Origin of the sequence: Kineococcus arenarius subsp. arenarius (assembly GCF_050871845.1) — a bacterium.
In the GTDB taxonomy this organism is placed as follows: domain Bacteria; phylum Actinomycetota; class Actinomycetes; order Actinomycetales; family Kineococcaceae; genus Kineococcus.
In genome coordinates, this window is record NZ_JBJLSE010000016.1 from 1 (window position 1) to 24,820 (window position 24,820).

Consider the following 24,820-nt stretch of genomic DNA (forward strand, 5'->3'; position numbering starts at 1 on the left):
GCGGGCCCGCCGGGTGTGGTCACGACGGGCCCGCGACGCAGCTCAGAACTCCCAGTCCTCGTCCTCGGTGGCCACGGCCTTGCCGATGACGTAGCTGGAACCGGAACCGGAGAAGAAGTCGTGGTTCTCGTCCGCGTTCGGCGAGAGGGCGGAGAGGATGGCGGGGTCGACCCTCGTCGTGTCCGCGGGGAACATGCCCTCGTAACCGAGGTTCATGAGGGCCTTGTTGGCGTTGTAGTGCAGGAAGGTCTTGACGTCCTCGGTGAGACCGACGTTGTCGTAGAGGTCCGCGGTGTACTTGCACTCGTTGTCGTACAGCTCGAAGAGCAGGTCGAACGTGTAGTCCTTGAGCTCGTCGCGCTTGGCCTGGTCCACCAGCTCCAGCCCGCGCTGGTACTTGTAGCCGATGTAGTAGCCGTGCACGGCCTCGTCGCGGATGATGAGCCGGACGAGGTCGGCGGTGTTCGTCAGCTGCGCCCGGGACGAGAAGTGCATGGGCAGGAAGAAGCCGGAGTAGAACAGGAAGGACTCCAGCAGCGTGGAGGCCACCTTCCGCTTCAGCGGGTCGTCCCCGTGGTAGTACTCCAGCACGATGGACGCCTTGCGCTGCAGCGCCTCGTTCTGCTCCGACCAGGTGAAGGCCTCGTCGATCGCCTGGGTGGAGGCGAGGGTGGAGAAGATCGAGGAGTAGCTGCGGGCGTGCACCGACTCCATGAACGCGATGTTCGTGTAGACGGCCTCCTCGTGCGGGGTCAGCGCGTCCGGGATGAGCGAGACGGCGCCCACCGTTCCCTGGATGGTGTCCAGCAGGGTCAGGCCCGTGAACACGCGCATCGTCAGCGTGCGCTCGGCGTCCGACAGCCGCGCCCAGGACTGCACGTCGTTGGACAGCGGCACCTTCTCGGGCAGCCAGAAGTTGCTCGTGAGGCGGTTCCAGACCTCGAGGTCCTTGTCGTCCTGCACGCGGTTCCAGTTGATCGCGTTCACGCGATCGATCAGCTTGAGCTTCTCCACCGTCTCGTCCCTCGTCCCGTCCAGCGCCGTCCCGTGCCCCGTGCCTGCCGCCCGTCCCCTCACAGCATGCAGCTGACGCAGCCCTCGACCTCGGTGCCCTCCAGCGCCATCTGGCGGATGCGCACGTAGTAGATCGTCTTGATCCCCTTGCGCCAGGCGTAGATCTGCGCGCGGTTGACGTCGCGGGTGGTGGCGGTGTCCTTGAAGAACAGCGTCAGCGACAGGCCCTGGTCGACGTGCTGGGTGGCCGCCGCGTAGGTGTCGATGATCTTCTCGGGGCCGATCTCGTACGCGTCCTGGTAGTACTCCAGGTTGTCGTTCGTCATGAACGGCGCCGGGTAGTACACGCGGCCGAGCTTGCCCTCCTTGCGGATCTCGATCTTGGAGGCGATCGGGTGGATCGAGGAGGTGGAGTTGTTGATGTAGCTGATGGAGCCGGTGGGAGGCACGGCCTGCAGGTTCTGGTTGAAGATGCCGTGCTCCATCACGGACGCCTTCAGCGCCCGCCAGTCGTCCTGCGTGGGGATCGCGATGCCGGCGTCCGCGAAGAGCTGCGCGACGCGCTCGGTGGCCGGCGCCCACTGCTGCTCGGTGTACTTGTCGAAGAAGCTGCCGTCGGCGTAGGCGGATCGCTCGAAGCCCTCGAACGTCGTCCCGGTCTCGACGGCGATCTCGTTCGAGGCGCGCAGCGCGTGGAACAGCACCGAGTAGAAGTAGATGTTCGTGAAGTCGATGCCCTCGGCGCTGCCGTAGTGCACGTGCTCGCGGGCCAGGTAGCCGTGCAGGTTCATCTGCCCCAGGCCGATGGCGTGCGAGCGGGAGTTGCCGTGGGCGATGGAGGGCACCGAACGGATGTCGCTGGCCACCGAGACGGCGGTCAGGGCCCGCACCGCGGTGCCGACCGTGGCGCCGAGGTCGCCGCCGTCCATCGCCAGGGCGATGTTCAGCGAGCCCAGGTTGCAGGAGATGTCCTTGCCGACGACCTCGTAGCCGAGGTCCTCGCCCAGCTTGCTGGGGGTGTTGACCTGCAGGATCTCCGAGCAGAGGTTCGACATGTTGATGCGGCCGTCGATCGGGTTGGCCCGGTTCACCGTGTCCTCGAACACGACGTACGGGTAACCGGACTCGAACTGCAGCTCGGCGAGGGTCTGGAAGAAGTCGCGGGCGTTGATCTGCGTCTTGCGGATGCGCGGGTCCGCCACCATCTCCCGGTACTTCTCGGACACGGACAGGTCGCCGAACGGCACGCCGTACACGCGCTCCACGTCGTACGGGGAGAACAGGTGCATCGGCTCGTTGTTCTTGGCGAGCTCGAAGGTGATGTCGGGGACCACGACACCCAGGCTGAGGGTCTTGATGCGGATCTTCTCGTCCGCGTTCTCGCGCTTGGTGTCCAGGAACCGCATGATGTCCGGGTGGTGCGCCGAGAGGTACACCGCGCCGGCGCCCTGGCGCGCGCCGAGCTGGTTGGCGTAGGAGAAGGAGTCCTCCAGCAGCTTCATCACGGGGATGACGCCGGAGGACTGGTTCTCGATCCGCTTGATGGGTGCGCCGTACTCGCGGATGTTGCTCAGCAGCAGCGCCACGCCGCCGCCGCGCTTCGACAGCTGCAGGGCGGAGTTGATGCCGCGGCCGATGGACTCCATGTCGTCCTCGATGCGCAGCAGGAAGCAGGAGACCAGCTCACCGCGGGAGGCCTTGCCGGCGTTGAGGAACGTGGGGGTGGCCGGCTGGAAGCGGCCGCTGACGATCTCGTCGGTGATCGCGGTGGCCAGCGCCTCGTCGCCGGCGGCGAGGGTGAGGGCCGTCATCACGGCGCGGTCCTCGAAGCCCTCGAGGTACTGCTTGCCGTCGAAGCTCTTCAGCGCGTAGCTGGTGAAGAACTTGAAGGCCCCCAGGAAGGTGGCGAAGCGGAACCTCGCGGCGTGGGCGCGGTCGGTGAGCTCGCGCACGAAGGTGCGCGGGTAGCGGTCGAGCACCTCGGCCTCGTAGTACCCCTCGGCGACGAGGTGGTCCAGGCGGGCCTCGAAGCTCTCGAAGCGCGGGGTGTTGGGGATAACGTGCTGCAGGAAGTACTGGCGCGCCGCCTCGCGGTCCGCGTCGAACTGGATGCGCCCCTGCTCGTCCCACAGGTTCAGCATCGCGTTGAGCGAGTGGAAGCCCGGCGAGGCGGGGACGGCCGGCTGCGGCACGGTCCCGGAGACCTCGGTGGCGTCGGAGGTGAGGGTCACAGCGTGTCCAATCCGTCGCGGACGCGACGCACGTCCTCGGGGGTGCCGAAGAGCTCGAAGCGGTACAGGTGGGGCACCCGGCACTTGGCGGCGACGACGTCGCCGGCCACGGCGTAGTGGGTGCCGAAGTTGGTGTTGCCGGCGCCGATGGCGCCCCGCACGAGGGCACGGTTGGCCGGGTCGTTGAGGAAGCGGATGACCTGCTTGGGCACCGCCCCCGCGCCGCCGCCCCCGCCGTAGGTGGGGACGATGAGGACGTAGGGCCGGGTGACGCTCAGGTGCCCGTCACCGGCGCGCAGCGGGATGCGGTGCGCCGGCAGGCCCAGCTTCTCGACGAAGCGGTGGGTGTTGCCCGAGACGCTCGAGAAGTAGACGACGTCGAGCGGCACGGCGGCCGCCTCAGGCGGAGACGGCGGCGAAGCGCTCGGCCAGGGCCTCGATGCGGTCGGGGCGGAAGCCGGACCAGTGCTCGTCGCCGCTGACGACGACGGGGGCCTGGACGTGCCCCAGGGCGCGCACCGTCTCCAGGGCCTGCGCGTCGCTGGTGACGTCGACGACCTCGTACGGGAGGCCCTTGCGGTCGAGCGCGCGGTAGGTCGCCTTGCACTGCACGCAGGACGGCGTGCTGTAGACGGTGATGCTCATGGGGGTGGTCCTTCCCTCGGGTGCGAGCCCGGCGTGCTGGGGTGAGTCAGACACTACCCCTAGGGGGCGACATCGCAAGGCACCACTAGATGGTGTGTCACACGCGTGTGATTTCCCCAGGCTGTGGACGCGGTGGACAACCACCCCCCGCGAGCCCGTGACCTGCGCCGTTGCCCCGGGAGGGTGTGGGCGGCCTGGGGATGAGCGACGGAAAGTCACAAAAATGTTGCGCTGCGTCACAGCGGCGTGTCGTGCCCGACTCGCCGCCGGGCGCTCAGACGCGGCGGTTCGCCAGGACCGGCAGCACCGCCCGCACCCGCTCGACGGCGGCCACGTCGAGGTCCACGACGAGCCGCCCGCACCCGGCGCCCAGCCCGGCCAGGACCGCCCCCACCGGGTCCACGACGCACGAGAACCCCACGCCCCTCGGCGCGGCTCCGGCGGGCACGCCCGGGTCGGCCTGGCCGCACGCCAGCACGAAGCACGTGCTGTCCAGGGCCCGCGCGCGCGTCAGCAGTCCCCACTGCTCGGCCTTGCCCGGCCCCGCGCCCCAGGATGCCGCCACGACGACCACCGACGCACCCCGCTCGGCCAGGGCGGTGAACAACCCCGGGAAGCGCACGTCGTAGCACGTCGTCAGGCCGACGCCGACGCCGTCGACGTCGACGACCACCGGCTCGCGCCCCGGCTCCACGGCGTCGGACTCGGCGTACCCGAAGGCGTCGTAGACGTGGACCTTGTCGTAGTGGGCCCGCACGCCGGCGCCCCGCACCAGCAGGGTGTTGCGGACCCGCCCGCCCTCCCCCGGCGTGAAGGCGCCCGCCACCACCGTCAGCCCGGCCTCGTCGGCCAGCCGCTCCAGGGCGCTCGCCCACGGCCCGTCGACCGGCTCGGCCACCGGCGCCAGCGGCACCCCGAAGCGGCACATCGTCGCCTCGGGCAGCACCAGCAGCCGCGCACCCGCCTCCCGGGCCGCGGCGACCTCCGCGGCGACCAGCTCGAGGTTGGCCCGAGGGTCGCCGGTGCTGCTGATCTGGGCGAGTGCGACGCGCACGGTTGCCTCCCACGGGCTGGAACGGGTGGGGCGGGAACCCCCGCCCCATCCCAGCAGGTCCCCGTGCCGCTCGGGCGCTCAGGCTGCCGGGTGACCCGGTCCTCAGTAGGTGAACCGGCCCACGGCCGCCCGCAGGTCGCCGGCCTGGCGCGACAGGTCGTCCACGGCGCTGCGCGTCCGCTCCAGGACGTGCGCGGTGGACTCCGCGGCGGCGGACACGCCGGAGATGTTCGCGGCGATCTCCCCCGAGCCGCCCGCGGCCTCGGCCACCGACCGCGACATCTCCTGGGTGGCCGCCGTCTGCTCCTCGACCGCCGAGGCGATCGTCGTCTGGTAGCCGCTGATCTGCTCGATGATCGTGCTGATCCGCTCGATGGCCTGCACGGCCCCGCCGGTGTCCGACTGGATCGCCTCCACCCGGCGGGCGATGTCCTCGGTCGCCCGCGCGGTGCCCTGCGCCAGCTCCTTCACCTCACCGGCGACGACGGCGAACCCCTTGCCGAGCTCTCCGGCGCGGGCGGCCTCGATCGTGGCGTTGAGGGCCAGCAGGTTGGTCTGCTCGGCGATGCCGGTGATGACCTTCACCACCTCGCCGATCTCACGGCTGGAAGCGCCGAGCTTCGCCACCGTCGCCGTGGTGGTCTGCACCACGTTCACGGCCTCACCCGCCACCACCGCCGCGTCGTTGGCGTTGGCGGAGATCTCCCGGATGGACAGGCCCATCTCGTCCGCACCGGCGGCCACCGTCTGCACGCTGCGCGAGACCTCCCCGGCCGCGGCGGCGACCACGCCGGCCTGCGCGCTGGTCTCCTCCGCGGAGGCGGAGATCTGCGCCGAGGAGGTCGTCACCTGCTGCGCGGAGGTGGCCACCGCGTCGGCGGAGGTCACCACGGTCGCCATCACCGAGCGCAGGGAGGCCAGCGCGCTGTCCAGCGCCGCCGCCGTCTGCCCGACCTCGTCACCCTGCCGGACACCGCTGTCCCGGGTCAGGTCGCCCTCGGCCAGGCGGCCGGCGACCGCGCGCACCTGCCCCAGGGGGCGGGTCACGCTGCGGGCCGCGGCCACAGCGGCGGCCAGCGCGGCCACCAGGCCCGCGGCCAGGACGGCCAGCAGCAGGGTGCGGGTCCGGCCGTACGCCTGGGCGGCCTGCGCCGCGTTCGCCTCCGCCTGCGCGACCTCGCCCTGCTGCAGCTCGTCCAGGCTGGCGACCATCTGCGTGGTCAGCGGGGCGATCTCCTCGCTGCGCACCCGGTTGAACTCCGCCTCGTCCCCCGCGGCGGCCAGGGCGTCCATCTGCACGGCCAGGTCGAAGTAGGTGTCCAGCCCCTCCAGCACACCGGTCACCGTCGCCGCCTGCTCGCTGGACCCCTCGACCAGAGCCAGGTAGTCCTCCCCGGCGGCGGCCAGGGCCGCGCGGGCGTCGTCGCGCACGGTGGTGAACTTCGCCCGGTCCTCCGGGGTCGCGGCGCCGCTGCGGCTGGTGGAGGCGAAGCGCACGTTCATCATCTGGAAGCGCATCTCCTGCGCGAGCTGCACGCCCTTGACGTTCTTGTCGTGCATGTCCGCGGTGGCCTGGGCCCCGCTGCGCACGGCGCTCACCCCCACCAGGCCGACGACGACCGCCACCAGGGCGGTCAGGCCGACGGCGGTCAGGATCTTGGTGGCGACGCCCAGGTCGCGGAAGATCGCCAGGGGGCCGCGGGAGCGGGCGGGGTCGTGGGACACGGGAACTCCTGGGGGTGGCAGCACCGGCACCGGGGGTCGGGGACCGTTCCCCTGCCATCGGCGCGAGCGCGGGTGCTCTTGAGCGGGCGGTGCACCCGGGTGCCGCGTCGGCGGGCACACTCCTGTGGTGAGCGCGACGCACCTGCTGCTGGTCCTGGACCTGGTCGGGGTGCTCGCCTTCGCCCTCGACGGGGCGCTGACGGCCATGCGCCGCACCACGCTGGACCTGTTCGGGGTGGTGACGCTGGGGGTCGTCACCGCGGTCGGCGGCGGGATGCTGCGCGACGTGCTGCTGGGCGAGCTGCCGCCGGCGGCGCTGCGCACCTGGTACTACCTGGCGACCGCCACGGTCGGCGGCCTGATCGCCTTCTGGGGGCACGCGGTGCTGACGCGGCTGTCGCGGCCGCTGCTGCTGTTCGACACGATGGGGTTGTCGCTGTTCGCGGTCACCGGTGCGCGGATCGCCCTGGAGGCGGGCGTGGGTCCCGGGCAGGCGGTGCTGCTGGGCGGGCTGACCGCCGTGGGCGGCGGGACGCTGCGCGACGTGCTGGTGCGCACGGTGCCCACGATCCTCGCCGGCAAGCTGTACGCGATCCCCGCCCTGGTGGGCGCTGCCGTGGCGGTGCTGGGCCCGCAGCTCGGCGGCCGCCAGCTCGTGTGGGCGCTGGCCGGGGCGGGAGCGTGCGCAGCCCTGCGCGCCGGGAGCGTGCTGCGCGGCTGGCAGGCGCCGCACGCCACGCTGCGCGCTCCCGACGAGCTGGAGGAGTAGGGCTCAGCCCACGGCGTCCACGCGCACCGGGGTCGTGGTGACGCGGTCGAACCCGACGGTGCGCAGCGGCCCGGTGAGCGTGAAGGAACCGGTGCAGGCGGTGTCGGTGGACGACGAGCCGACCACCACCTCGACCTCGCCCGGTTCCACGACGCGCTCGCCGCGGCGGCCGGTGAAGCTGGTGCGGTCGGCGTGCAGCTCGAACGTCACGCGCGCCGCCTCCCCGGCCTCCAGCCGCACCCGGGTGAAACCGGTCAGCTCGCGCACCGGGCGGGTCACCTGGGCCAGCACGTCGTGCAGGTACAGCTGCACGACCTCCTCGCCGGCGCGCTCGCCGGTGTTGCGCACCGTCACGGAAACCTCGACGGAACCGTCGGTGGGGACCTGTTCGCCGGACAGCTCCAGGTCCTCCACCGCGAAGCTCGTGTACGACAGGCCGTGGCCGAAGCCGAACAGGGGCGTGGGGTCGAGGTTGCTGATGCCCTGGCTGTCCGCGCCCAGCGGCGGCTGCAGGTAGGTGCCGGGCTGGCCGCCGTGGGTGGCGGGCACCTGCACGGGCAGCTTGCCGCTGGGGTTCACGCGCCCGGACAGCACGCCGGCGATCGCGCCGCCGCCCTCCTCGCCGGGCATGAACGCCTGCACGAGCGCCGCGGCGCCGGTCAGCTCACCCAGGGCGTAGGGCCGGCCGGAGACGACGACGAGGACGACGGGGGTGCCGGTCGCGATGAGCTCGCGCACCAGGTCCTCCTGGACGCCCGGCAGGCGCAGGTCGTCGGCGTCGCAGCCCTCGCCGGAGGTGCCGGCGCCGAACATGCCGGCGCGGTCGCCGACGACGGCGACGACGACGTCCGCACCGCGCGCGGCCTCCACGGCGGCGGGGATGCCGGAGGTGTCCGGCTCGCGCACGTCGCAGCCGCGCTCGTGCACCACCTCCCACGCCGCACCGGGCTCGGCGCGCATCGCCTCGAGGACGGTGGGCACCTCGGTGCCCAGCCCGAGCTGCGGGTAGCGGGGCAGCACGTGGTTGGCGAAGGAGTAGCAGCCCATGAAGGTGTTCGGGTCGTCCGCGCACGGGCCGACGACGGCGACGCGGCGTGCGGTGGCCGGCGCCAGCGGCAGGGTCCCGTCGTTGGCGAGGAGCACCACGCTCCGCTCGGCCAGCTCGCGGGCGATGGCGCGGTTGCCCGCGGAGTCCAGCTCACGGCCCTGCCCGGCGGCGACGGAACCCTCCGGGGTCCAGTCCGCGTCCAGCAGGCCCAGCTCGGCCTTCTGCGTCAGCAGGCGGCGCAGCGCCCGGTCCACGTAGGACTCCTCCACCGCGCCGGCGCGCACGGCGGCCACGAGGCGGTCGCCGTAGCAGAGGGTGTCGGGCAGCTCCACGTCGATGCCGGCGCGCAGGGCCTGCACCCCCGCGTCGGTCTCGTCGGCCGCGGTGCGGTGCATCGAGGCCAGGAACGCGATCGCGGAGTAGTCGGAGACGACGGTGCCGGTGAAGCCCCACCGGTCGCGCAGCAGTTCGGTGAACAGCCGCTCGTCGGAGACCGCGGGCACGCCGTCGACGTCGGTGTAGGAGTTCATCACCGAGCGGGCACCGCCGTGGCGCAGCGCCGCCTCGAACGGCGGCAGCACCACGTCGGCGAACTCGCGCGGGCCCATCGAGACGGGGCCGTGGTTGCGGGCCGCGCGCGAGGCGGAGTACCCGGCGAAGTGCTTCAGGGTGGCGACGACGTCGGCGCTCTCCAGGCCGCGCACGTAGGCGGCGCCCAGGGTGGAGACGAGGTGCGGGTCCTCGCCCATGGTCTCCTCGACGCGGCCCCAGCGGTAGTCGCGCACGACGTCCAGGACGGGCGACAGGCCCTGGTGCACGCCGACGGCGCGCATGTCGGCGCCGATCGCCGCGGCCATGCGCTCGACGAGCTCGGGGTCGAAGGTCGCACCCCACGCCAGCGCCGCCGGGTAGACGGTGGCGCCGAAGGCGGTGAAACCCGTCAGGCACTCCTCGTGCACGATCGCGGGGATGCCCAGGCGGGTGCGCTCCACGATGGAGCGCTGCAGGCGCACGACCTCCGCGCGGCCCTCCTCGACGCTGACGGGGCGGGAGCCGAACACGCGGGTGAGGTGGCCCAGGCCGTGCCGGCTGGCCTCCTCGAACTCCACCGCACCGGCGGAGAACACGTCCTGCAGGGGGGCGACGTTGCCGGTGCCGGTGACCTCCGCGGGCGCCACGGCCCCCTCGCCACCGCCGTGGCTGTTGCCGACCCAGCGGCTGCCGAGCTGGGCGACCTTCTCCTCCAGCGTCATCTCCGCCAGCAGCACCTCGGCGCGCTCGGCGGGCGGCAGCGACGTGTCGTGCCAGGGGCGGGGCTGCCGCGCGCCGGTGGACGCGGTGGACGACTGGTCGAGCGTGGTCATGGTGCTCCTCGGTGGGGCCGCCCCGGGTGCGGGCGGCGGTGGGGTGGTCAGCTGCCGTCGGGGCGCGGTGGTGGTGCACGGCGAAGACGGTCGAGGGCGCGCAGGTCGTCGGCCGGCCCGGACACGGCCGGCACCGGCCCACCTCGCTGGCTGCCGCCGACCACGGCCGCTCCCCCTCCCCCTCGGTCCCGGCCCCAGTATGACCGCTCCTTCCGGAAGGAGTACCGGAAAGCGCCGGGTGCGTCTTCCGCGCCGGGCGCGGGATTGTGCGGCGCGCCGGAGGGGCGGCGGGTCAGCTGCCCACCCTGCGGTCGCTGGAGCGGCGCACCACGATCTCGGGCTCGAACACCAGCTGCCGGGCCGGACGGCCCTCCACCTGCGCCAGCAGCAGCTCGACAGCGGTGCGGCCCAGCACCTCGCGCGGCTGGCGCACGGAGGTGAGGGGGACCGCCGCCGTGGCGGCGAAACCGATGTCGTCGTACCCGACGATCGCGAGGTCGTGGGGCACGCGGACCCCGCGGCGCACGCACTCGTTGAGCACCCCCAGGGCCAGGAGGTCGTTGGCGCAGAAGACCGCCGTGGGCGGCGCGTCACCGGCGAACAGCGCCGCCGCCGCCTGCGAGCCGGCGCGCACCGTCAGCCCGCTGGCGATGACGGCGTCCACCGCCGCGACCGCACCGGCTGCCCGCCGCAGCCCCGCCAGGCGGTCGTCGACCTGCCGCAACCCGGCCGCGTCCCCGATGAAGGCGATCCGCCGGTGCCCGCGCTCCAGCAGGTGCTCACCGGCGAGGCGGCCACCGAGGACGTCGTCCACCGCGACCGAGGAGTTCTCCGCGGTGGGCGCGCCGCGGTCGACGAGCACCACGGGGGTGCCGTGGGAGCGCACTGACTCCAGGGCCGGTGTCGGCTCGTCGCGCACCGGGCTGAGCAGCACGCCCAGCACCCGCTGCTGCTGCAGCCGCAGCAGGTGGCGCGCCTCCCGCTGCGCGTCGTTGGCGCTGTTGCACAGCACCACCAGCGCCCCGTGGCGCTCGGCGACCTCCTCCGCACCGGCGACGAGGTCGGTGAAGAACGGGTTGGCCACGTCGAGCACCACCACGGCGATCGTCCGGCTGACCCCGGCCCGCAGCTGACGGGCCGACTCGTTGCGCACGAAGCCGAGCTCGGCGATCGCCTGCTCCACCCGGGCGCGCAGCGCGTCGGAGACCACCTCGGGGCGGTTGAGGACGTTGCTCACCGTGCCCAGCGAGACCCCGGCCCGCTGGGCGACCTCCTTGACCGTCGCCACGACGGACAAGGGTGCCAGGCCGGGAGCCCCGTCCGGCGCCAGGTCGGCACCGGACGGGACCGAGGTGGAGGTCAACGACCGCTCCGCCGGGCCTCAGGACACCGGGAGCGGCGCCGTCGCGCGGTGGGTGCCGGCGGGCAGTTCGCGCGCGTCCTGGCCGGGCAGGCGCAGCACGGCGGTGGTGCCCTCCGGCACGGTGACGTCGGCCTCCAGGCCGGCGTCACCCTGGCGCCAGTGCACCGCCAGCTCGCCGTGCGGGGTCTGCAGGCTGGCCCGCGCCCAGGTGATCCCGCCGCCGGGCTGCGGGGCGATCAGCGAGCGGGCGTAGCCCGGTTCCAGCGGTGACAACCCCGCCACGGTGCGGTGGATCCAGTCCGCCACCGCGCCCAGGGCGTAGTGGTTGAAGCTCGTCATCTGGCCGGGGTTGATGGAGCCGTCCGGCAGCATGGAGTCCCAGCGCTCCCAGATCGTGGTGGCGCCCATCGTCACCGGGTACAGCCAGGAGGGGCAGCCCTGCTCCAGCAGCAGGCGGTAGGCGGCGTCCAGGTGACCGGTGGAGGACAGTGCACCGGTCACGTACGGGGTTCCGGCGAATCCGGTGGACACCCGGTAGCCGGCCTTCTCCGCCAGTTCCGCCAGGCGGTCGCCCGCCCAGGCGCGCTGCTCCCCCTCCAGCAGCCCGAACTCGATGGCCAGGGCGTAGACCGTGGCGCAGTCGCTGAGGACCCGGCCCTGCACGTCCACGTAGTGCTCCTGGAAAGCGGTGCGCACGCGCCGGGCGAGGGCGTCGAAGCGCTCGGCGTCCTCCTCGTGCCCCAGCAGGCGGGCGGCGTCGGCGGTCGTCCGGGCGCTGCGGAAGAGGCACGCGGTGGCCACCACGCCCTTGTCGGCCTTGGCGTCGGCCGGCTTGTCCGGCGGGGCGTCCGGGTCGAGCCAGTCCCCGAACTGGAAGCCGGTGTCCCACAGGCCCGTCTGCGAGAGCAGGCCGGCGACGTGGTCCACGTGCAGGGCCATGGCCGGGTAGTTCTCGGCCAGCAGGTCGTCGTCGCCGTACGCCTGGTGCAGCGCCCACGGCAGCCAGACGGCCACGTCCGACCACACCGCCGTGGAGTCCGGGTCGCGGAACTCGTCGTGCGGAGGCAGGTACTTCAGCACGTCGGGGACGACGAAGGGGACGATGCCGCCGCCGTGGCGCTGCTCGAGGGCCATGTCGCGCAGCCAGTCGCGCAGGAAATCCTGCACGTCGAACAGGTACGCGGCCGTGGGCGCGAACACCGCCAGGTCGCCCGTCCAGCCCAGCCGCTCGTCACGCTGCGGGCAGTCGGTGGGCACGTCCAGGAAGTTGCCCTTCGTGCCCCAGACCACGTTGCGGTGCAGCTGGTTCACCAGGTCATCGGAGCACTCGAACTCACCGGTGCGCCGCAGCTCGGAGTGGACCACGACCGCTTCGAGGTCGCCCGGTCGCAGTTCGCCCGGCCAGCCGTCCACCTCGGCGTAGCGGAACCCGTGGAAGGTGAACGTCGGCTCGAAGGAGTCCTGACCACCCGAGAGGGTGAAGCGGTCGGTCGCCTCGGCGCTGCGCAGCGGCCGCGTCCCCAGCTCGCCGTGCTCGAGCACCTCCGCGTGCCGGACGGTGATCGTGGAGCCGGCCTCGCCGCGCACGGTGAAGCGGACCCAGCCGACGAGGTTCTGGCCGAAGTCGACGAGCGTCCTGCCCGACGGGGAGGTCCACACCTCCTTCCCCGGCAGCACCTCCTGCCGGCGCACCGGCGGCCCGACGTGCTCGGTCAGCCGGGCGGTGTCGAGCTCCAGCACCCGCACCCCGCCCCAGCCGGCGCGGTCGCCGCCGACGGTGGCCCAGGCGGGGTCCAGGCGCCGGGCGTCGACGCTCTGCCCGTCGTACAGGTCGTTCGCGGTGACGGCGGAGCCGTGCGACTCCCAGCTCCCGTCCGTGACGACGACCTGGGTGTGCCCGTCGGTGAACTCCACCTCGAGCTGGGCGAAGCCGCCGAGGTCGTCGCCGTAGTAGGCGCGCCCACCGTCCCAGGCGAGGCGACCGCGCGACCAGCCGTTGCCCAGCGCCAGGCCGAGCACGTGCTCGTCACCGCCGTCACCGCGCAGCGAGCCGGTGACGTCGTGGGTGCGGTAGCGCAGCCGCCACTCGTAGCTGCTCCAGCCCGGGCTGAGCAGGTCGTCCGAGACGGGCGCGCCGTCGAGGTGGGCCTCGACGACCCCCTGGGCCGTGACGTGCAGGACGGCGCGGCGGACCTCGCCGTGACCGGGCTCGAGGGTGAACCGCCGGCGCAGCAGCGGGGCTCCGTCGTGGTCGACGTCGGCGGCGATCATGCTGGCGTGCCAGGTGGGGGGCATCAGCTCTCCGTGGTGGGGTGGGTGGAACGGGTCCGTGCGGCGCGGTCAGCCCTTGACCGCGCCGGACGTCATGCCGGCGACGATCTGCCGGTTGAAGAACAGGTACAGCAGCAGCATCGGGATCGTGATGAGCAGGATGTCCGCGAACAGCAGGTTGTAGCTGGACAGGTTCTGGCTCTGGAAGTTGAAGAGGGTCAACTGCACGGTCGCCCCGGCGTCACCGGGCAGGAAGTACAGCGGGTTCTGGAAGTCGTTGAAGACGTTCACCGACTGCACCAGCACCACCGTGACCAGCACCGGGCGCAGCAGCGGCAGGACGACCTGGAAGAACAGCCGCAACGGCCCGGCTCCGTCCAGGACCGCCGCCTCGTCCAGCTCGCGCGGGATGGTGGAGATGAACGCCCGGAAGAGCAGGATCGTGAAGGACAGCCCGAAGGCCACCTCCACCAGGATCAGCCCGGGCATCGTGGCGAAGAGCCCCACGCGCTGCAGCACCCAGATGGTTGGCACCACCGCCGGCGGCATGATGAGCCCGGCCAGCACCAGGAAGTTGATGAAGCCCGTCCACCGGGTCTTCCGACGCTGCAGCACGAAGGCGACCATCGAGCCGAACACCACCATCAGCGTCACCGACGCCACCGTGAGGACCGTGGAGTTGATGAAGGCGATGACGATGATGTAGTCGCGAGTCTGCACGACGTCCACGAGGTTCTGCCAGAGCTGGAAGTCGCGCGGCCAGGCGAAGCGGTACTCGGACGCCTGCTGGGCGTCCATCGCCGCCACCAGGAGGATGAAGGCGAAGGGGACGATGAAGACGACGACGCTGACGAGGATCGCCAGCCCACCGGCCCCGTAGCGGTACAGCGCTGCGCGAGGGCCGCCGACACGGCGGCCGCGTGCAGGGGCGGGGTCCGCAGCGCGCCCGGTCGTGGTGCCGACGGGGGTCGTGACGGCGCTCACTGCTCGACCTCCTTGCGGGCCAGGAACCGTGTCAGCGGCAGGACGATCGCGGTCACCGCGATGAACAGCACGACGTTGCCCGCGGTCGAGAGGCCGTAGAAGCCGGCCTGGTACTGCTTGTAGATCACCGAAGCGATGACGTCGGAGGTGAAGCCAGGCCCACCGCGGGTCATGGCCCAGATCAGGTCGAAGGAGCGCAGACCCCCGATCAGCGACAGGGTGATGACCGTGGACGTCGCCGGCCACGACAGCGGGAGGATGACGTTGCGGAACAGCGTCCACGACCCGGCGCCGTCGACCTTGGCGGCCTCGTGGTACTCGCGCGGGATGGACACGATCCCGGCCATGTAGATCAGCGTGGCCAGACCGACCCCCTTCCACACGTCGACCATCGCCACGGAGAGCAGCGCGAGCGAGGGGTCGGTGAGCCAGCCGGGTCCGTCGATGCCGAGGACACCGAGGGCGGCGTTGATCGCACCCTTGGAGGGGTTCATCAGCACCTGGAAGGTGATGCCGACCCCCACGCTGGAGACCAGCACCGGGAAGAAGACCACGGCGCGCAGGTACCCGCGCCCGACGATCTGGCTGGTCAGCAGCATCCCCAGGGCGAGGCCGAGCACGACCTTGGCCCCGGAGGTGACGAAGGCGTAGATGAAGGTGTTGGTGAAGCCCTTGACCAGCGCCGGCTCGTCGAAGAACTGGACGAAGTTGCCGAACCCGATGAACTCGCTGTCGAAGATGGTCCAGCGGGTCATGCTGAAGTAGAAGGACAGCAGGGTCGGCACCAGGAAGAGCACCGCGTAGACGATCGCGGCGGGCAGGTAGAACCAGCCGGGGTACGGGCTGTGCCGCGCACCACCCCGGTGGGGAGCGGGGGCGCGCCGCACCCGGCTCGCGGCCCCGGTGGAGCTGATCGTCGTCGACACCTCGAGAACCTCCTTGCTCGGGCCCGCCCCCGGCGCTCGCGCCGGGGACGGGCGGGGGTCAACGACTCACCAGCCTTCGAGACCGAGCTGTTGGGCCTGCTTCTCGACGTCCTGGTCGTACAGCGCCGCGCCGTCGGCGGCGGAGCGGATGCCGGAGCCGACCTCGACCGTGATCTGCTCCAGCGCCGGGCCCTTGACCGGGGAGAGGAACTCCAGCGCCGGGGACTGCGCGTCCGCGTCGAAGTAGGCCTGGACGTCCTTGGTGACCCGAGGCACGTCGTCGGGCAGCTCGCACCCCTGGACCAGGTAGGGGCCGGTGGGCGGGGACGCCTGGGTCTGCGCTTCGCAGCCCTCGGGGCTGGCGATGAAGGCCAGCAGTTTCTCGGCCGCTTCGAGCTGGGCGCCGGACGTGGTGCTCGGGATGTACACGCCGTTGGGGTACCAGGCGGTCAGCCCGTTGGTCGACGCGTCGTCGCCGGGCAGGGCGAAGAAGCCGATCCGGTCGCCGGCGGTGGGGTCCACGCCCAGCAGGGTCGTGATGTTGCCGGAGAGGATGGGGTACATCGCCCCTTCACCCGCAGCCAGCTTGCGCATGCCGTCCTCGAGCTCCGCGGACGCGAAGTCGGGGTTCTGCCAGCCGTTCTCGTGGGCTTCCTGCAGGTGCTCGAAGCCCCGCACCGCCACGGGGTCCGTGGCGTACTTGGCCTGGCCGGCCGTGTACTGCTCCGCCCAGTCGGGCTGGGCGGCGGCCACGTTGTGGAAGTCGCCCAGGACGAAGAGCTGGGAGGTCCACGTCTCACCGTAGGTCTGGATCACCGGTGCGATGCCGGCCGCCTTGATCGCCTCGCTGTTCGCAGCGAACTCCGTCCACGTCTTCGGCACCTGCAGGCCGAGCCGTTCGTAGACGTCCACGTTGTACATGACCCCGCCACCGAAGGCGGTCCCGTACGGGACGCCGTAGACGGTGTCCCCGACGGACACCTGCGGCAGGTAGGCATCCTCGACGGCGCCGACGACGTCCTCCCCCAAGGGTGCGAGGTTCTTCTCGGGGGCGATCTGCTGGAAGAGCGAGCCGGAGTTGTAGTCGAAGACGTCCGGCATGCTGCCGGTCTGCAGGCGGGTCTTGACGAGGTTGTCACCCTCGCCGCCGGCGGGCCGGCCGTCGAGCTCGACCTGGATGTCCGGGTTGGCCGCCTCGAAGGCCTCGACGATGGACGTCGCGGTGGCCTGAGCGGTCTCGTCGCTGCCGGTGAGCCAGGTGATGGTGGTACCGCCGCCCTCGGAGCCGCTGGACGAGCCGAGGCTGCCGGCGCTGCAGGCGGTCAGGGTCAGGGGCACCAGGGCGAGCGCGGCCAGGCCGCTGAGCGTCCGGGATCGGGTTGAGGTGCGTCGACGTGCCACGGGGTCTCCTCATCGAGACGGCCGCTCGGGAGAGCGGTGGGCGGAGCGTTCGCGGTGGGGGTGAGACGTTTCAAGGAGCGACTCGGGCTCGAAGGTAGGAGTCCCGGAGCGGGGCGTCAAGCACTCGGCGGGAGCACGCCCCGAACGCGGTACGGAATGCCTTTACCCAGGTCGAAGGGGTGCAAGCTCCCGGAGGCCCCGCTGAGAGGTCGACGGGCGGGGGTCGGCGCTCCCGCCCGTGGGGCGTGGCGGGAGAACCTGCCCCTGAGCGCCTTGTGAAACGTGTCAAAGTCAGGCTACGGTGCTCCCGCCCCCGATGGAGTGAGGTCCCCATGACATCGACCGACACGGTCCTGGCCGCCCTGCGGCACCAGACGATCGAGCTGCCCTCGTGGGCGTTCGGCAACTCCGGCACCCGGTTCAAGGTCTTCGGCAGCCCCGGCACGCCGCGCGACCCGTTCGAGAAGATCAGCGACGCGGCCCAGGTGCACCGGTACACCGGCATCGCGCCGCGCGTGTCCCTGCACATCCCCTGGGACCTCGTCGACGACTTCGGCAAGCTCGCCGCCCACGCCGCCGACCAGGGCGTGACGATCGGCACGATCAACTCCAACCTCTTCCAGGACGACGACTACAAGCTCGGCTCCCTGACCCACCCGGACGCGAAGGTGCGCGCCAAGGCCGTCGCCCACCACGCCCAGTGCGTCGACGTCATGCGCGCCACCGGCTCCAAGGAGCTGAAGGTCTGGCTGCCCGACGGCACCAACTACCCGGGCCAGGACGACCTGCGCGACCGCCAGGACCGCCTCGCCGAGTCCCTGCAGCAGGTCTACGCGCTGCTGGACGACGACCACCGCATGGTGCTCGAGTACAAGTTCTTCGAGCCGGCCTTCTACTCCACCGACATCCCGGACTGGGGCACCTCGCTGCTGCACTGCACGTCGCTGGGCGAGAAGGCGAAGGTCGTCCTGGACACCGGCCACCACGCGCCGGGCACGAACATCGAGTTCATCGTCGTGCAGCTGCTGCGCGCCGACCGCCTGGGCGCCTTCGACTTCAACTCGCGCTTCTACGCCGACGACGACCTCATGGCCGGGGCGGCGGACCCGTTCCAGCTGTTCCGGATCATGTACGAGATCGTCCGCTCGGACGCGCTGCGGCCAGACTCGGGCGTGAACTTCATGCTCGACCAGTGCCACAACATCGAGGAGAAGATCCCCGGGCAGATCCGCTCGGTGACCAACGTGCAGCAGGCCACCGCCAAGGCGCTGCTCGTGGACCGCGAAGCGCTGCGCGCCGCGCAGCTCGCCGGCGACGTCCTCGGCGCGAACGACGTCTTCATGGACGCCTACCACACCGACGTGCGCCCGCTGCTGGCCGAGCTGCGCGAGTCGATGGGCCTGGCGGCCGACCCGATGGCCGCCTTCAAGGCCTCGGGGTACGCAGATCGGATCGCCGCCGAGCGCATCGGCGGCCAGCAGGCGGGATGGGGAGCCTGAACGACATGACGAACACCACGACGAACGAGGCCGTGGAGCAGTTGCTCACGCGCTCGCACGCCCTGGGCGCCGACCCGCGCTTCACCAACTACGCCGGCGGCAACACCTCCGCCAAGGGCACCGCGGCGGACCCGGTGACCGGCGAGGACGTCGAGCTGCTGTGGGTGAAGGGCTCCGGCGGCGACCTGGGCACCCTGGAGGAGAAGGGCCTGGCGGTCCTGCGCCTGGACCGCGTCCGCGCGCTGCGCGACGTCTACCCGGGCGTGGAGCGCGAGGACGAGATGGTCGCCGCGTTCGACTACTGCCTGCACGGCAAGGGCGGTGCGGCTCCCTCCATCGACACCGCCATGCACGCGCTCGTCGACGCCGCGCACGTGGACCACCTGCACCCCGACGCCGGCATCGCGATCGCCACCGCCGCGGACGGCGAGAAGCTCACGGAGACGATCTTCGAGGGCAAGGTCGTGTGGGTGCCGTGGCGCCGGCCCGGTTTCCAGCTGGGCCTGGACATCGCCGCCATCAAGGAGGCCAACCCGCAGGCGGTCGGCACGATCCTCGGCGGGCACGGCATCACCGCCTGGGGCGCCACCAGCGCCGAGGCCGAGGCCAACTCCCGCTGGATCATCGAGACCGCCACCGCGTACATCGAGGCGAACTCCGTGCCGGACCCCTTCGGCCCGGTGCTCGACGGCTACGCCGCCCTGCCGCAGGCCGAGCGGCGCGCGAAGGCCGCCGCGCTGGCCCCGGTGATCCGCGGGATCGCCTCGCAGGACAAGCCGCAGGTCGGGCACTACACCGACTCCGAGGCGGTCCTGGACTTCCTGGCCCGCGCCGAGCACCCGCGCCTGGCCGCGCTGGGCACGAGCTGCCCGGACCACTTCCTGCGCACCAAGGTGAAGCCGCTCGTCGTGGACCTGCCGGCGACCGCGTCGGTCGAGGAGACCACCGCGCGCCTGGCCGAGCTGCACGAGGAGTACCGCGCGGACTACCAGGCCTACTACGACCGGCACGCCACCCCGGAGTCCCCCGCCATCCGCGGCGCGGACCCGCTCATCGTGCTGGTGCCGGGCGTGGGCATGTTCTCCTTCGGCAAGGACAAGCAGACCGCACGCGTGGCCGGCGAGTTCTACGTCAACGCGATCAACGTCATGCGCGGCGCCGAGGGGATCTCCAGCTACTCCCCCATCGAGGAGTCGGAGAAGTTCCGCATCGAGTACTGGGCGCTGGAGGAGGCGAAGCTGGCGCGCATGCCGAAGCCGAAGCCGCTGGCCACCCGCATCGCCCTGGTGACCGGCGCGGCCTCCGGCATCGGCAAGGCCATCGCGACCCGCCTGGCCGCCGAGGGCGCCTGCGTCGTCGTCGCCGACCTCGACCTCGCCAAGGCGCAGGCCGCCGCGACGGAGATCGCCGGGTCCAGGGGCGCCGACGTGGCCGTGGGCGTGGCCGCGGACGTCTCGGACGCGGCCGCCGTGGCCGCGGCCGTCGAGGAGGCGGTGCTGGCGTTCGGCGGGCTCGACCTCGTCGTGAACAACGCGGGCCTGTCGATCTCCAAGCCGCTGATGGAGACCACGGAGAAGGACTGGGACCTCCAGCACGACGTCATGGCCAAGGGGTCGTTCCTCGTCTCCCAGGCCACCGCGAAGGTCCTCATCGCTCAGGGGCTGGGCGGCGACATCGTCTACATCTCCTCCAAGAACTCCGTGTTCGCCGGCCCCAACAACATCGCCTACTCGGCGGTGAAGGCCGACCAGGCCCACCAGGTGCGCCTGCTGGCCGCCGAACTGGGCGAGCACGGCGTCAAGGTGAACGGCATCAACCCCGACGGCGTCGTGCGCGGCTCGGGCATCTTCGCCGGCGGCTGGGGCGCCCAGCGCGCCAAGACGTACGGCATCCCCGAGGAGGAGCTGGGCAAGTTCTACGCCCAGCGGACCCTGCTCAAGCGGGAGGTGCTGCCCGAGCACGTCGCCAACGCCGTGTTCGTGCTCACCGGCGGGGAGCTGTCGCACACCACCGGTCTGCACGTGCCCGTGGACGCCGGCGTCGCCGCCGCGTTCCTGCGCTGAGGGGAACGGGGAGAACACCGTGAGCACGCACGTCGCCGTGGACCTCGGCGCCTCCAGCGGGCGCGTCATGCTCGGCTCGGCGGCACCGGGCCGGCTGGAGCTGACCGAGGTGCACCGCTTCGCCAACGGCGGCGTGGAGGTGGCCGGGCGCCTGCACTGGGACGCCGTCGGGCTGTGGCGCGAGGTGCTGGCCGGGCTCGGCCGCGCCGCCCGCACGCCCGGCGGCGCGGCCGCCCGCACCGTCGGGGTGGACACCTGGGCCGTGGACTACGGGCTGCTGACCCGCGAGGGCGCCCTGCTGGGCACCCCGAGGCACTACCGCGACTCGCGCACCGAGGGCGTGGCCGAGCGGGTGTTCCAGCGCGTGCCCGCGCAGCGCCTGTACGAGCGGAACGGTCTGCAGCACCTGCCGTTCACGACGATCTACCAGCTCGTCGCCGAGGCGGAGGAGTCCCTGCTGGGCTCGGCCGCGCAGCTGCTGCTCGTGCCGGACCTGCTCGGGTACTGGCTGTCCGGGCACCGCGGCGCGGAGGCCACCAACGCCTCCACCACCGGCCTGGCCGACGTGCGCACCGGCCGGTGGGCACCCGACCTCGTCGACCTCGCCGGGATCGACCCGGCGCTGCTGCCGCCCGTGCACGAGCCCGGCACGGTCCTCGGGGGCCTGCGCTCGGAGGTGCTCGCCGAGACCGGCCTGCCCGGGTCGGTGCGCCTGGTCGCCGTCGGCTCGCACGACACCGCCTCCGCGGTCGTGGCGGTGCCGGCCCGCGACGAGCGGTTCGCCTACGTCGCCTGCGGCACGTGGGGCCTGGTGGGCGTGGAACTGGAACACCCGGTCCTGTCAGCGGAGTCGTTCGCGGCGAACTTCACCAACGAGCGCGGCGTGGACGGCCGCACCCGGTACCTGCGCAACGTCATGGGCCTGTGGGTGCTCCAGCAGTGCCTGGCGGAGTGGGCGGGCACCGAGGGCGAGCAGGACCTGCCCGCGCTGCTGGCCGCCGCCGCGCGGGTGCCCGCCGGCGGCCCGCTCGTCGACATCGACGACGCGCGGTTCCTGCCTCCTGGTCCCATGGTGGCCCGGGTCCAGGCCGCCGCCGAGGAGGCCGGGCACCGCGCCCCGACGGCGAAGGCCGAGGTGGTGCGCTGCGTCGTGGAGAGCCTGGCGCAGGCCTTCGCCCGGGCGGTCGCCGACGCGGTGCGGTTGTCCGGGCACGAGGTGGACGCCGTCCACCTCGTCGGTGGTGGCGCGCGCAACGCGCTGCTGTGCGACCTGACGGCCGCGGCGTGCGGGCTGCCGGTGGTGGCCGGTCCGGTGGAGGCCACCGCCCTGGGCAACGTCCTGGTGCAGGCCCGCGCCCACGGGGACCTGACCGGTTCGCTGGAGGACCTGCGCGCCCTGGTGCGCGACACCCACGAGACGACGACCTACGCTCCCCGCGGGGAACGCGTGGGGACGGGAGCGCTGTGAGGATCGCCGTGATGGCCACCTGCCTGGGGGACGCGATGTTCCCGCAGGCGGTCAAGGCCACCGTGAAGCTGCTGCGGCGGCTGGGCCACGACGTCGTCTTCCCCGAGGGGCAGACGTGCTGCGGGCAGATGCACGTGAACACCGGGTACCTGCGCGAGGCGGTCCCGCTGGTGCGCCACCACGTGGACGTGTTCGAACCCGTCGCCCACGGCGAGTGGGACGCGGTCGTGGCGCCGTCGGGCTCGTGCACCGGGTGCGTGCGCCACCAGCACGCGATGGTCGCCCGCCGCGCCGGCGACGAGGCCCTGGCGGAGCGGGCGGAGGCGGTGGCCGGGCGCACCTACGAGCTGTCCGAGCTGCTGGTGGACGTGCTCGGAGTCACCGACGTCGGCGCCTACTACCCGCACCGCGTCACCTACCACCCCACCTGCCACTCGCTGCGGATGCTGCGGGTGGCCGACAAGCCGCTGCAGCTGCTGCGGGCGGTGCGGGGGCTGGAGCTGGTGGAACTGCCCGACGCGGAGGTGTGCTGCGGGTTCGGCGGCACCTTCGCGGTGAAGAACGGCGAGACGTCCACCGCGATGCTCGCGGACAAGATGCGCAACGTCCTGGACACCCGCGCGGAGGTGTGCACGGCCGGGGACTCCTCCTGCCTCATGCACATCGGCGGGGGCCTGGGCCGGCTGCGCACCGGCGTGCGCACCGTGCACCTGGCGGAGGTCCTCGCCTCCACGGAGGCGACGCAGACGCCGTCCGCGGCGGGTCCTGCCGGCGGCGTGCGCGACGAGCCGGCGGAGGCGCAGCGGTGAGCACCACGCACCTGGGCATGCCCGCCGTGCGCGACGACTCGCGCGACACGGGCCTGCCGACGCACTCCCCCGCCGGGCAGGGCAACCTGCGCGGCGCCACCTCGTTCCCGAAGGCCGCGCAGGCCAAGCTCGCCGACACGCAGCTGCGCCGGAACCTCGGCAAGGCCACCGGGATCATCCGCGGCAAGCGCGCCGGCGTGGTCGCCGAGCTCGACGACTGGGAGCAGCTGCGCCTGGCCGGCTCGGCGATCAAGGCCGACGTCATGGCCCGCCTGCCGGAACTGCTGGAGCAGCTCGAGGAGAACGTCACCGCCCGCGGCGGCCACGTGCACTGGGCCCGGGACGCCGCCGAGGCCAACGCGATCGTCGCCGACCTGGTGCGCGCCACCGGCGCGGACGAGGTCGTCAAGGTCAAGTCGATGGCCACCCAGGAGACGGGGCTGAACGAGGCGCTGGCCGAGCAGGGCATCGCCGCGTGGGAGACCGACCTGGCCGAGCTCATCGTGCAGCTCGGCCACGACGCGCCCAGCCACATCCTCGTCCCCGCGATCCACCGCAACCGCAGCGAGATCCGGGAGATCTTCCTGCGCGAGATGCCGGACGTGGACCCGGCGCTGAGCGACGACCCGCGCGAGCTGGCGATGGCCGCCCGCGCCCACCTGCGCCGCAAGTTCCTCACCGCGAAGGTCGCCGTCAGCGGTGCGAACTTCGCCGTGGCCGACACCGGGACGCTGTCGGTGGTGGAGTCCGAGGGCAACGGGCGCATGTGCCTGACCCTGCCGGACACCCTCATCACGCTCATGGGCGTGGAGAAGCTCGTGCCCACGTTCAGCGACCTGGAGGTGTTCCTGCAGCTGCTGCCGCGCTCCTCCACCGGTGAGCGGATGAACCCGTACACCTCCACCTGGACGGGCGTGACCCCCGGCGACGGGCCGCAGGACTTCCACCTCGTGCTGCTGGACAACGGCCGCAGCGCCGTCCTGGCCGACGAGGACGGGCGTGCGGCGCTGCACTGCATCCGCTGCTCCGCGTGCCTGAACGTGTGCCCCGTCTACGAGCGCGTCGGCGGGCACGCCTACGGCTCGGTGTACCCCGGGCCCATCGGCGCGGTCCTGTCGCCCATGCTCACCGGCATCTCCGGGCCCGACGACCCGAACGCCTCGCTGCCGTACGCGTCCTCGCTGTGCGGGGCGTGCTTCGACGCCTGCCCGGTGCGCATCGACATCCCGAACCTGCTGGTGCAGCAGCGCGCGGCGTCGGTGGAGTCGCACCCGCGGCCCACCGCGCAGGACCTGGCGCTGAAGGCCGCCGCGGTCGCGATGAGCTCCCCGGGGCGGTTCGCCGCCGCGGAGAAGGGCCTGGCGCTGGGCCGGCTGGTCGCCGGGCGCAAGGGCCGCATCAGCTCCCTGCCGTGGCCGCTGTCGCACTGGACCGGCAGCCGCGACGTGCCCGCCCCGCCGGCGGAGACCGCCCGGCAGTGGTGGGCCCGCACCGGCGGGGACGACGACGAGCAGGAGGGGCGGGCGTGAGCGGAGCGCGCGAGGAGGTCCTGGCGCGGTTGCGCGCCGCCCGCGACGCCGGCGCGCCCCGCGGCGGCGTGCCGCCGGTGCCGCGCGGCTACCACCGCACCGGCACGCACGCCCCCGGCAGCGCCGGCGTGCTCGACCTGCTGGTGGAGCGGGTCGAGGACTACCGCGCCCGCGTGCTGCGCGCCGGCACCGACGACGAGGTCGCCGCGGCCGTGGCCCGGTGCCTGGACGAGGCGGGCTCGCGGCGGTTCGTGGTGCCCGCCGACCTCGAGCAGGGCTGGCGCCCGCGGATCGGTGACCGCGAGCTGGTCGAGGAGCACCCCTCGGCGCCGCTGGCCGTGCCCGAGCTGGACGCGGTGGACGCCGTCGTCACCGGCAGTTCGGTGGCGATCGCCCTGACCGGCACGATCGTCCTGGCCGGCGGTGCCCCGGGGCAGGGCCGGCGGGCGCTGACCCTGGTCCCGGACCACCACGTGTGCGTGGTGCGCGCCGCCGACGTGGTGCAGACCGTGCCCGAGGCGCTGGCGCGGCTGGACCCGTCGGTGCCGCTGACGTTCATCTCCGGTCCCAGCGCCACCAGCGACATCGAGCTGGACCGCGTGGAGGGCGTGCACGGACCGCGCCGGCTGGACGTGGTCCTCCTCGGCTGACGGGTCG

General features: G+C 72.6%; 19 protein-coding genes. 7 read left to right on the forward strand and 12 right to left on the reverse strand.

Annotation, left to right across the window (positions count from 1 at the left end):
• Positions 1-42 precede the first annotated feature (42 nt).
• From nrdF to ACRYM0_RS06315, 6 genes are all read right to left on the reverse strand, one after another.
• Positions 43-1,014, reverse strand: coding sequence for a class 1b ribonucleoside-diphosphate reductase subunit beta (gene nrdF, locus ACRYM0_RS06290; RefSeq protein ID WP_432503195.1), 972 nt, complete (start codon positions 1,012-1,014; stop codon positions 43-45).
• A 59-nt stretch (positions 1,015-1,073) separates the two neighbouring features.
• The gene (gene nrdE, locus ACRYM0_RS06295; protein WP_432503274.1) at positions 1,074-3,206 is read right to left on the reverse strand and encodes a class 1b ribonucleoside-diphosphate reductase subunit alpha; all 2,133 of its coding nucleotides are present in this window, start codon (positions 3,204-3,206) and stop codon (positions 1,074-1,076) included.
• Between the two features lie 35 nt (positions 3,207-3,241).
• Positions 3,242-3,634, reverse strand: a complete 393-nt coding sequence (nrdI, locus tag ACRYM0_RS06300; protein WP_432503196.1) for a class Ib ribonucleoside-diphosphate reductase assembly flavoprotein NrdI — start codon at positions 3,632-3,634, stop codon at positions 3,242-3,244.
• Between the two features lie 10 nt (positions 3,635-3,644).
• On the reverse strand, positions 3,645-3,890 hold the full coding sequence (nrdH, locus tag ACRYM0_RS06305; RefSeq protein ID WP_337062986.1) for a glutaredoxin-like protein NrdH: 246 nt from the start codon (positions 3,888-3,890) through the stop codon (positions 3,645-3,647).
• Positions 3,891-4,164: 274 nt separating this feature from the next.
• Positions 4,165-4,944 (reverse strand): carbon-nitrogen hydrolase family protein, encoded by a 780-nt coding sequence (locus ACRYM0_RS06310; RefSeq protein WP_432503198.1) that lies wholly within the window; start codon positions 4,942-4,944, stop codon positions 4,165-4,167.
• 102 nt (positions 4,945-5,046) lie between these two features.
• Positions 5,047-6,669, reverse strand: a complete 1,623-nt coding sequence (locus ACRYM0_RS06315; RefSeq protein WP_432503200.1) for a methyl-accepting chemotaxis protein — start codon at positions 6,667-6,669, stop codon at positions 5,047-5,049.
• Between the two features lie 127 nt (positions 6,670-6,796).
• Here ACRYM0_RS06315 and ACRYM0_RS06320 point away from each other — a divergent pair, with 127 nt between their 5' ends.
• A complete protein-coding gene (locus ACRYM0_RS06320) occupies positions 6,797-7,438 on the forward strand; it encodes a trimeric intracellular cation channel family protein (protein ID WP_432503202.1) in 642 nt (213 codons plus the stop codon).
• 3 nt (positions 7,439-7,441) lie between these two features.
• On the opposite strand, the gene ACRYM0_RS06325 is transcribed toward ACRYM0_RS06320, so the two are convergent.
• The 6 genes from ACRYM0_RS06325 to ACRYM0_RS06350 form a co-directional block, all read right to left on the reverse strand.
• A complete protein-coding gene (locus ACRYM0_RS06325; RefSeq protein ID WP_432503204.1) occupies positions 7,442-9,850 on the reverse strand; it encodes a beta-xylosidase/alpha-l-arabinosidase in 2,409 nt (802 codons plus the stop codon).
• A 292-nt stretch (positions 9,851-10,142) separates the two neighbouring features.
• Positions 10,143-11,138: a LacI family DNA-binding transcriptional regulator gene (locus tag ACRYM0_RS06330; RefSeq protein WP_432503275.1), complete on the reverse strand. Its 996-nt coding sequence runs from the start codon at positions 11,136-11,138 to the stop codon at positions 10,143-10,145.
• Between the two features lie 93 nt (positions 11,139-11,231).
• A complete protein-coding gene (locus ACRYM0_RS06335) occupies positions 11,232-13,508 on the reverse strand; it encodes an alpha-L-rhamnosidase (protein WP_432503206.1) in 2,277 nt (758 codons plus the stop codon).
• A 45-nt stretch (positions 13,509-13,553) separates the two neighbouring features.
• Positions 13,554-14,372 carry a carbohydrate ABC transporter permease gene (locus ACRYM0_RS06340; protein WP_432503277.1) on the reverse strand — a complete coding sequence of 273 codons (819 nt, stop codon included), beginning with the start codon at positions 14,370-14,372 and terminating at the stop codon, positions 13,554-13,556.
• A 92-nt stretch (positions 14,373-14,464) separates the two neighbouring features.
• Positions 14,465-15,394 (reverse strand): carbohydrate ABC transporter permease, encoded by a 930-nt coding sequence (locus ACRYM0_RS06345; RefSeq protein ID WP_432503208.1) that lies wholly within the window; start codon positions 15,392-15,394, stop codon positions 14,465-14,467.
• A 66-nt stretch (positions 15,395-15,460) separates the two neighbouring features.
• On the reverse strand, positions 15,461-16,795 hold the full coding sequence (locus tag ACRYM0_RS06350; RefSeq protein ID WP_432503210.1) for an ABC transporter substrate-binding protein: 1,335 nt from the start codon (positions 16,793-16,795) through the stop codon (positions 15,461-15,463).
• A 332-nt stretch (positions 16,796-17,127) separates the two neighbouring features.
• On the opposite strand from ACRYM0_RS06350, the gene rhaI reads away from it, so the two are divergent.
• Genes rhaI through ACRYM0_RS06380 form a run of 6 tightly spaced genes read left to right on the forward strand, consistent with a single transcriptional unit; the run spans position 17,128 to position 24,813 of the window.
• Complete coding sequence (gene rhaI, locus ACRYM0_RS06355) at positions 17,128-18,294, forward strand: L-rhamnose isomerase (RefSeq protein ID WP_432503211.1); 1,167 nt, start codon at positions 17,128-17,130, stop codon at positions 18,292-18,294.
• A gap of 5 nt (positions 18,295-18,299) precedes the next feature.
• On the forward strand, positions 18,300-20,357 hold the full coding sequence (locus ACRYM0_RS06360; protein WP_432503213.1) for a bifunctional aldolase/short-chain dehydrogenase: 2,058 nt from the start codon (positions 18,300-18,302) through the stop codon (positions 20,355-20,357).
• Positions 20,358-20,376: 19 nt separating this feature from the next.
• Positions 20,377-21,825, forward strand: coding sequence for a rhamnulokinase (locus ACRYM0_RS06365; protein WP_432503214.1), 1,449 nt, complete (start codon positions 20,377-20,379; stop codon positions 21,823-21,825).
• On the forward strand, positions 21,822-22,634 hold the full coding sequence (locus ACRYM0_RS06370; RefSeq protein WP_432503216.1) for a (Fe-S)-binding protein: 813 nt from the start codon (positions 21,822-21,824) through the stop codon (positions 22,632-22,634). The genes ACRYM0_RS06365 and ACRYM0_RS06370 overlap by 4 nt, the downstream gene beginning before the upstream one ends.
• 17 nt (positions 22,635-22,651) lie before the next feature.
• Entirely contained in the window at positions 22,652-24,163 is a 1,512-nt protein-coding gene (locus ACRYM0_RS06375; protein ID WP_432503279.1) for a LutB/LldF family L-lactate oxidation iron-sulfur protein, read from the forward strand.
• Positions 24,160-24,813 carry a LutC/YkgG family protein gene (locus ACRYM0_RS06380; RefSeq protein ID WP_432503218.1) on the forward strand — a complete coding sequence of 218 codons (654 nt, stop codon included), beginning with the start codon at positions 24,160-24,162 and terminating at the stop codon, positions 24,811-24,813. Before ACRYM0_RS06375 ends, ACRYM0_RS06380 begins: the two co-directional genes overlap by 4 nt.
• Positions 24,814-24,820 lie beyond the last annotated feature (7 nt).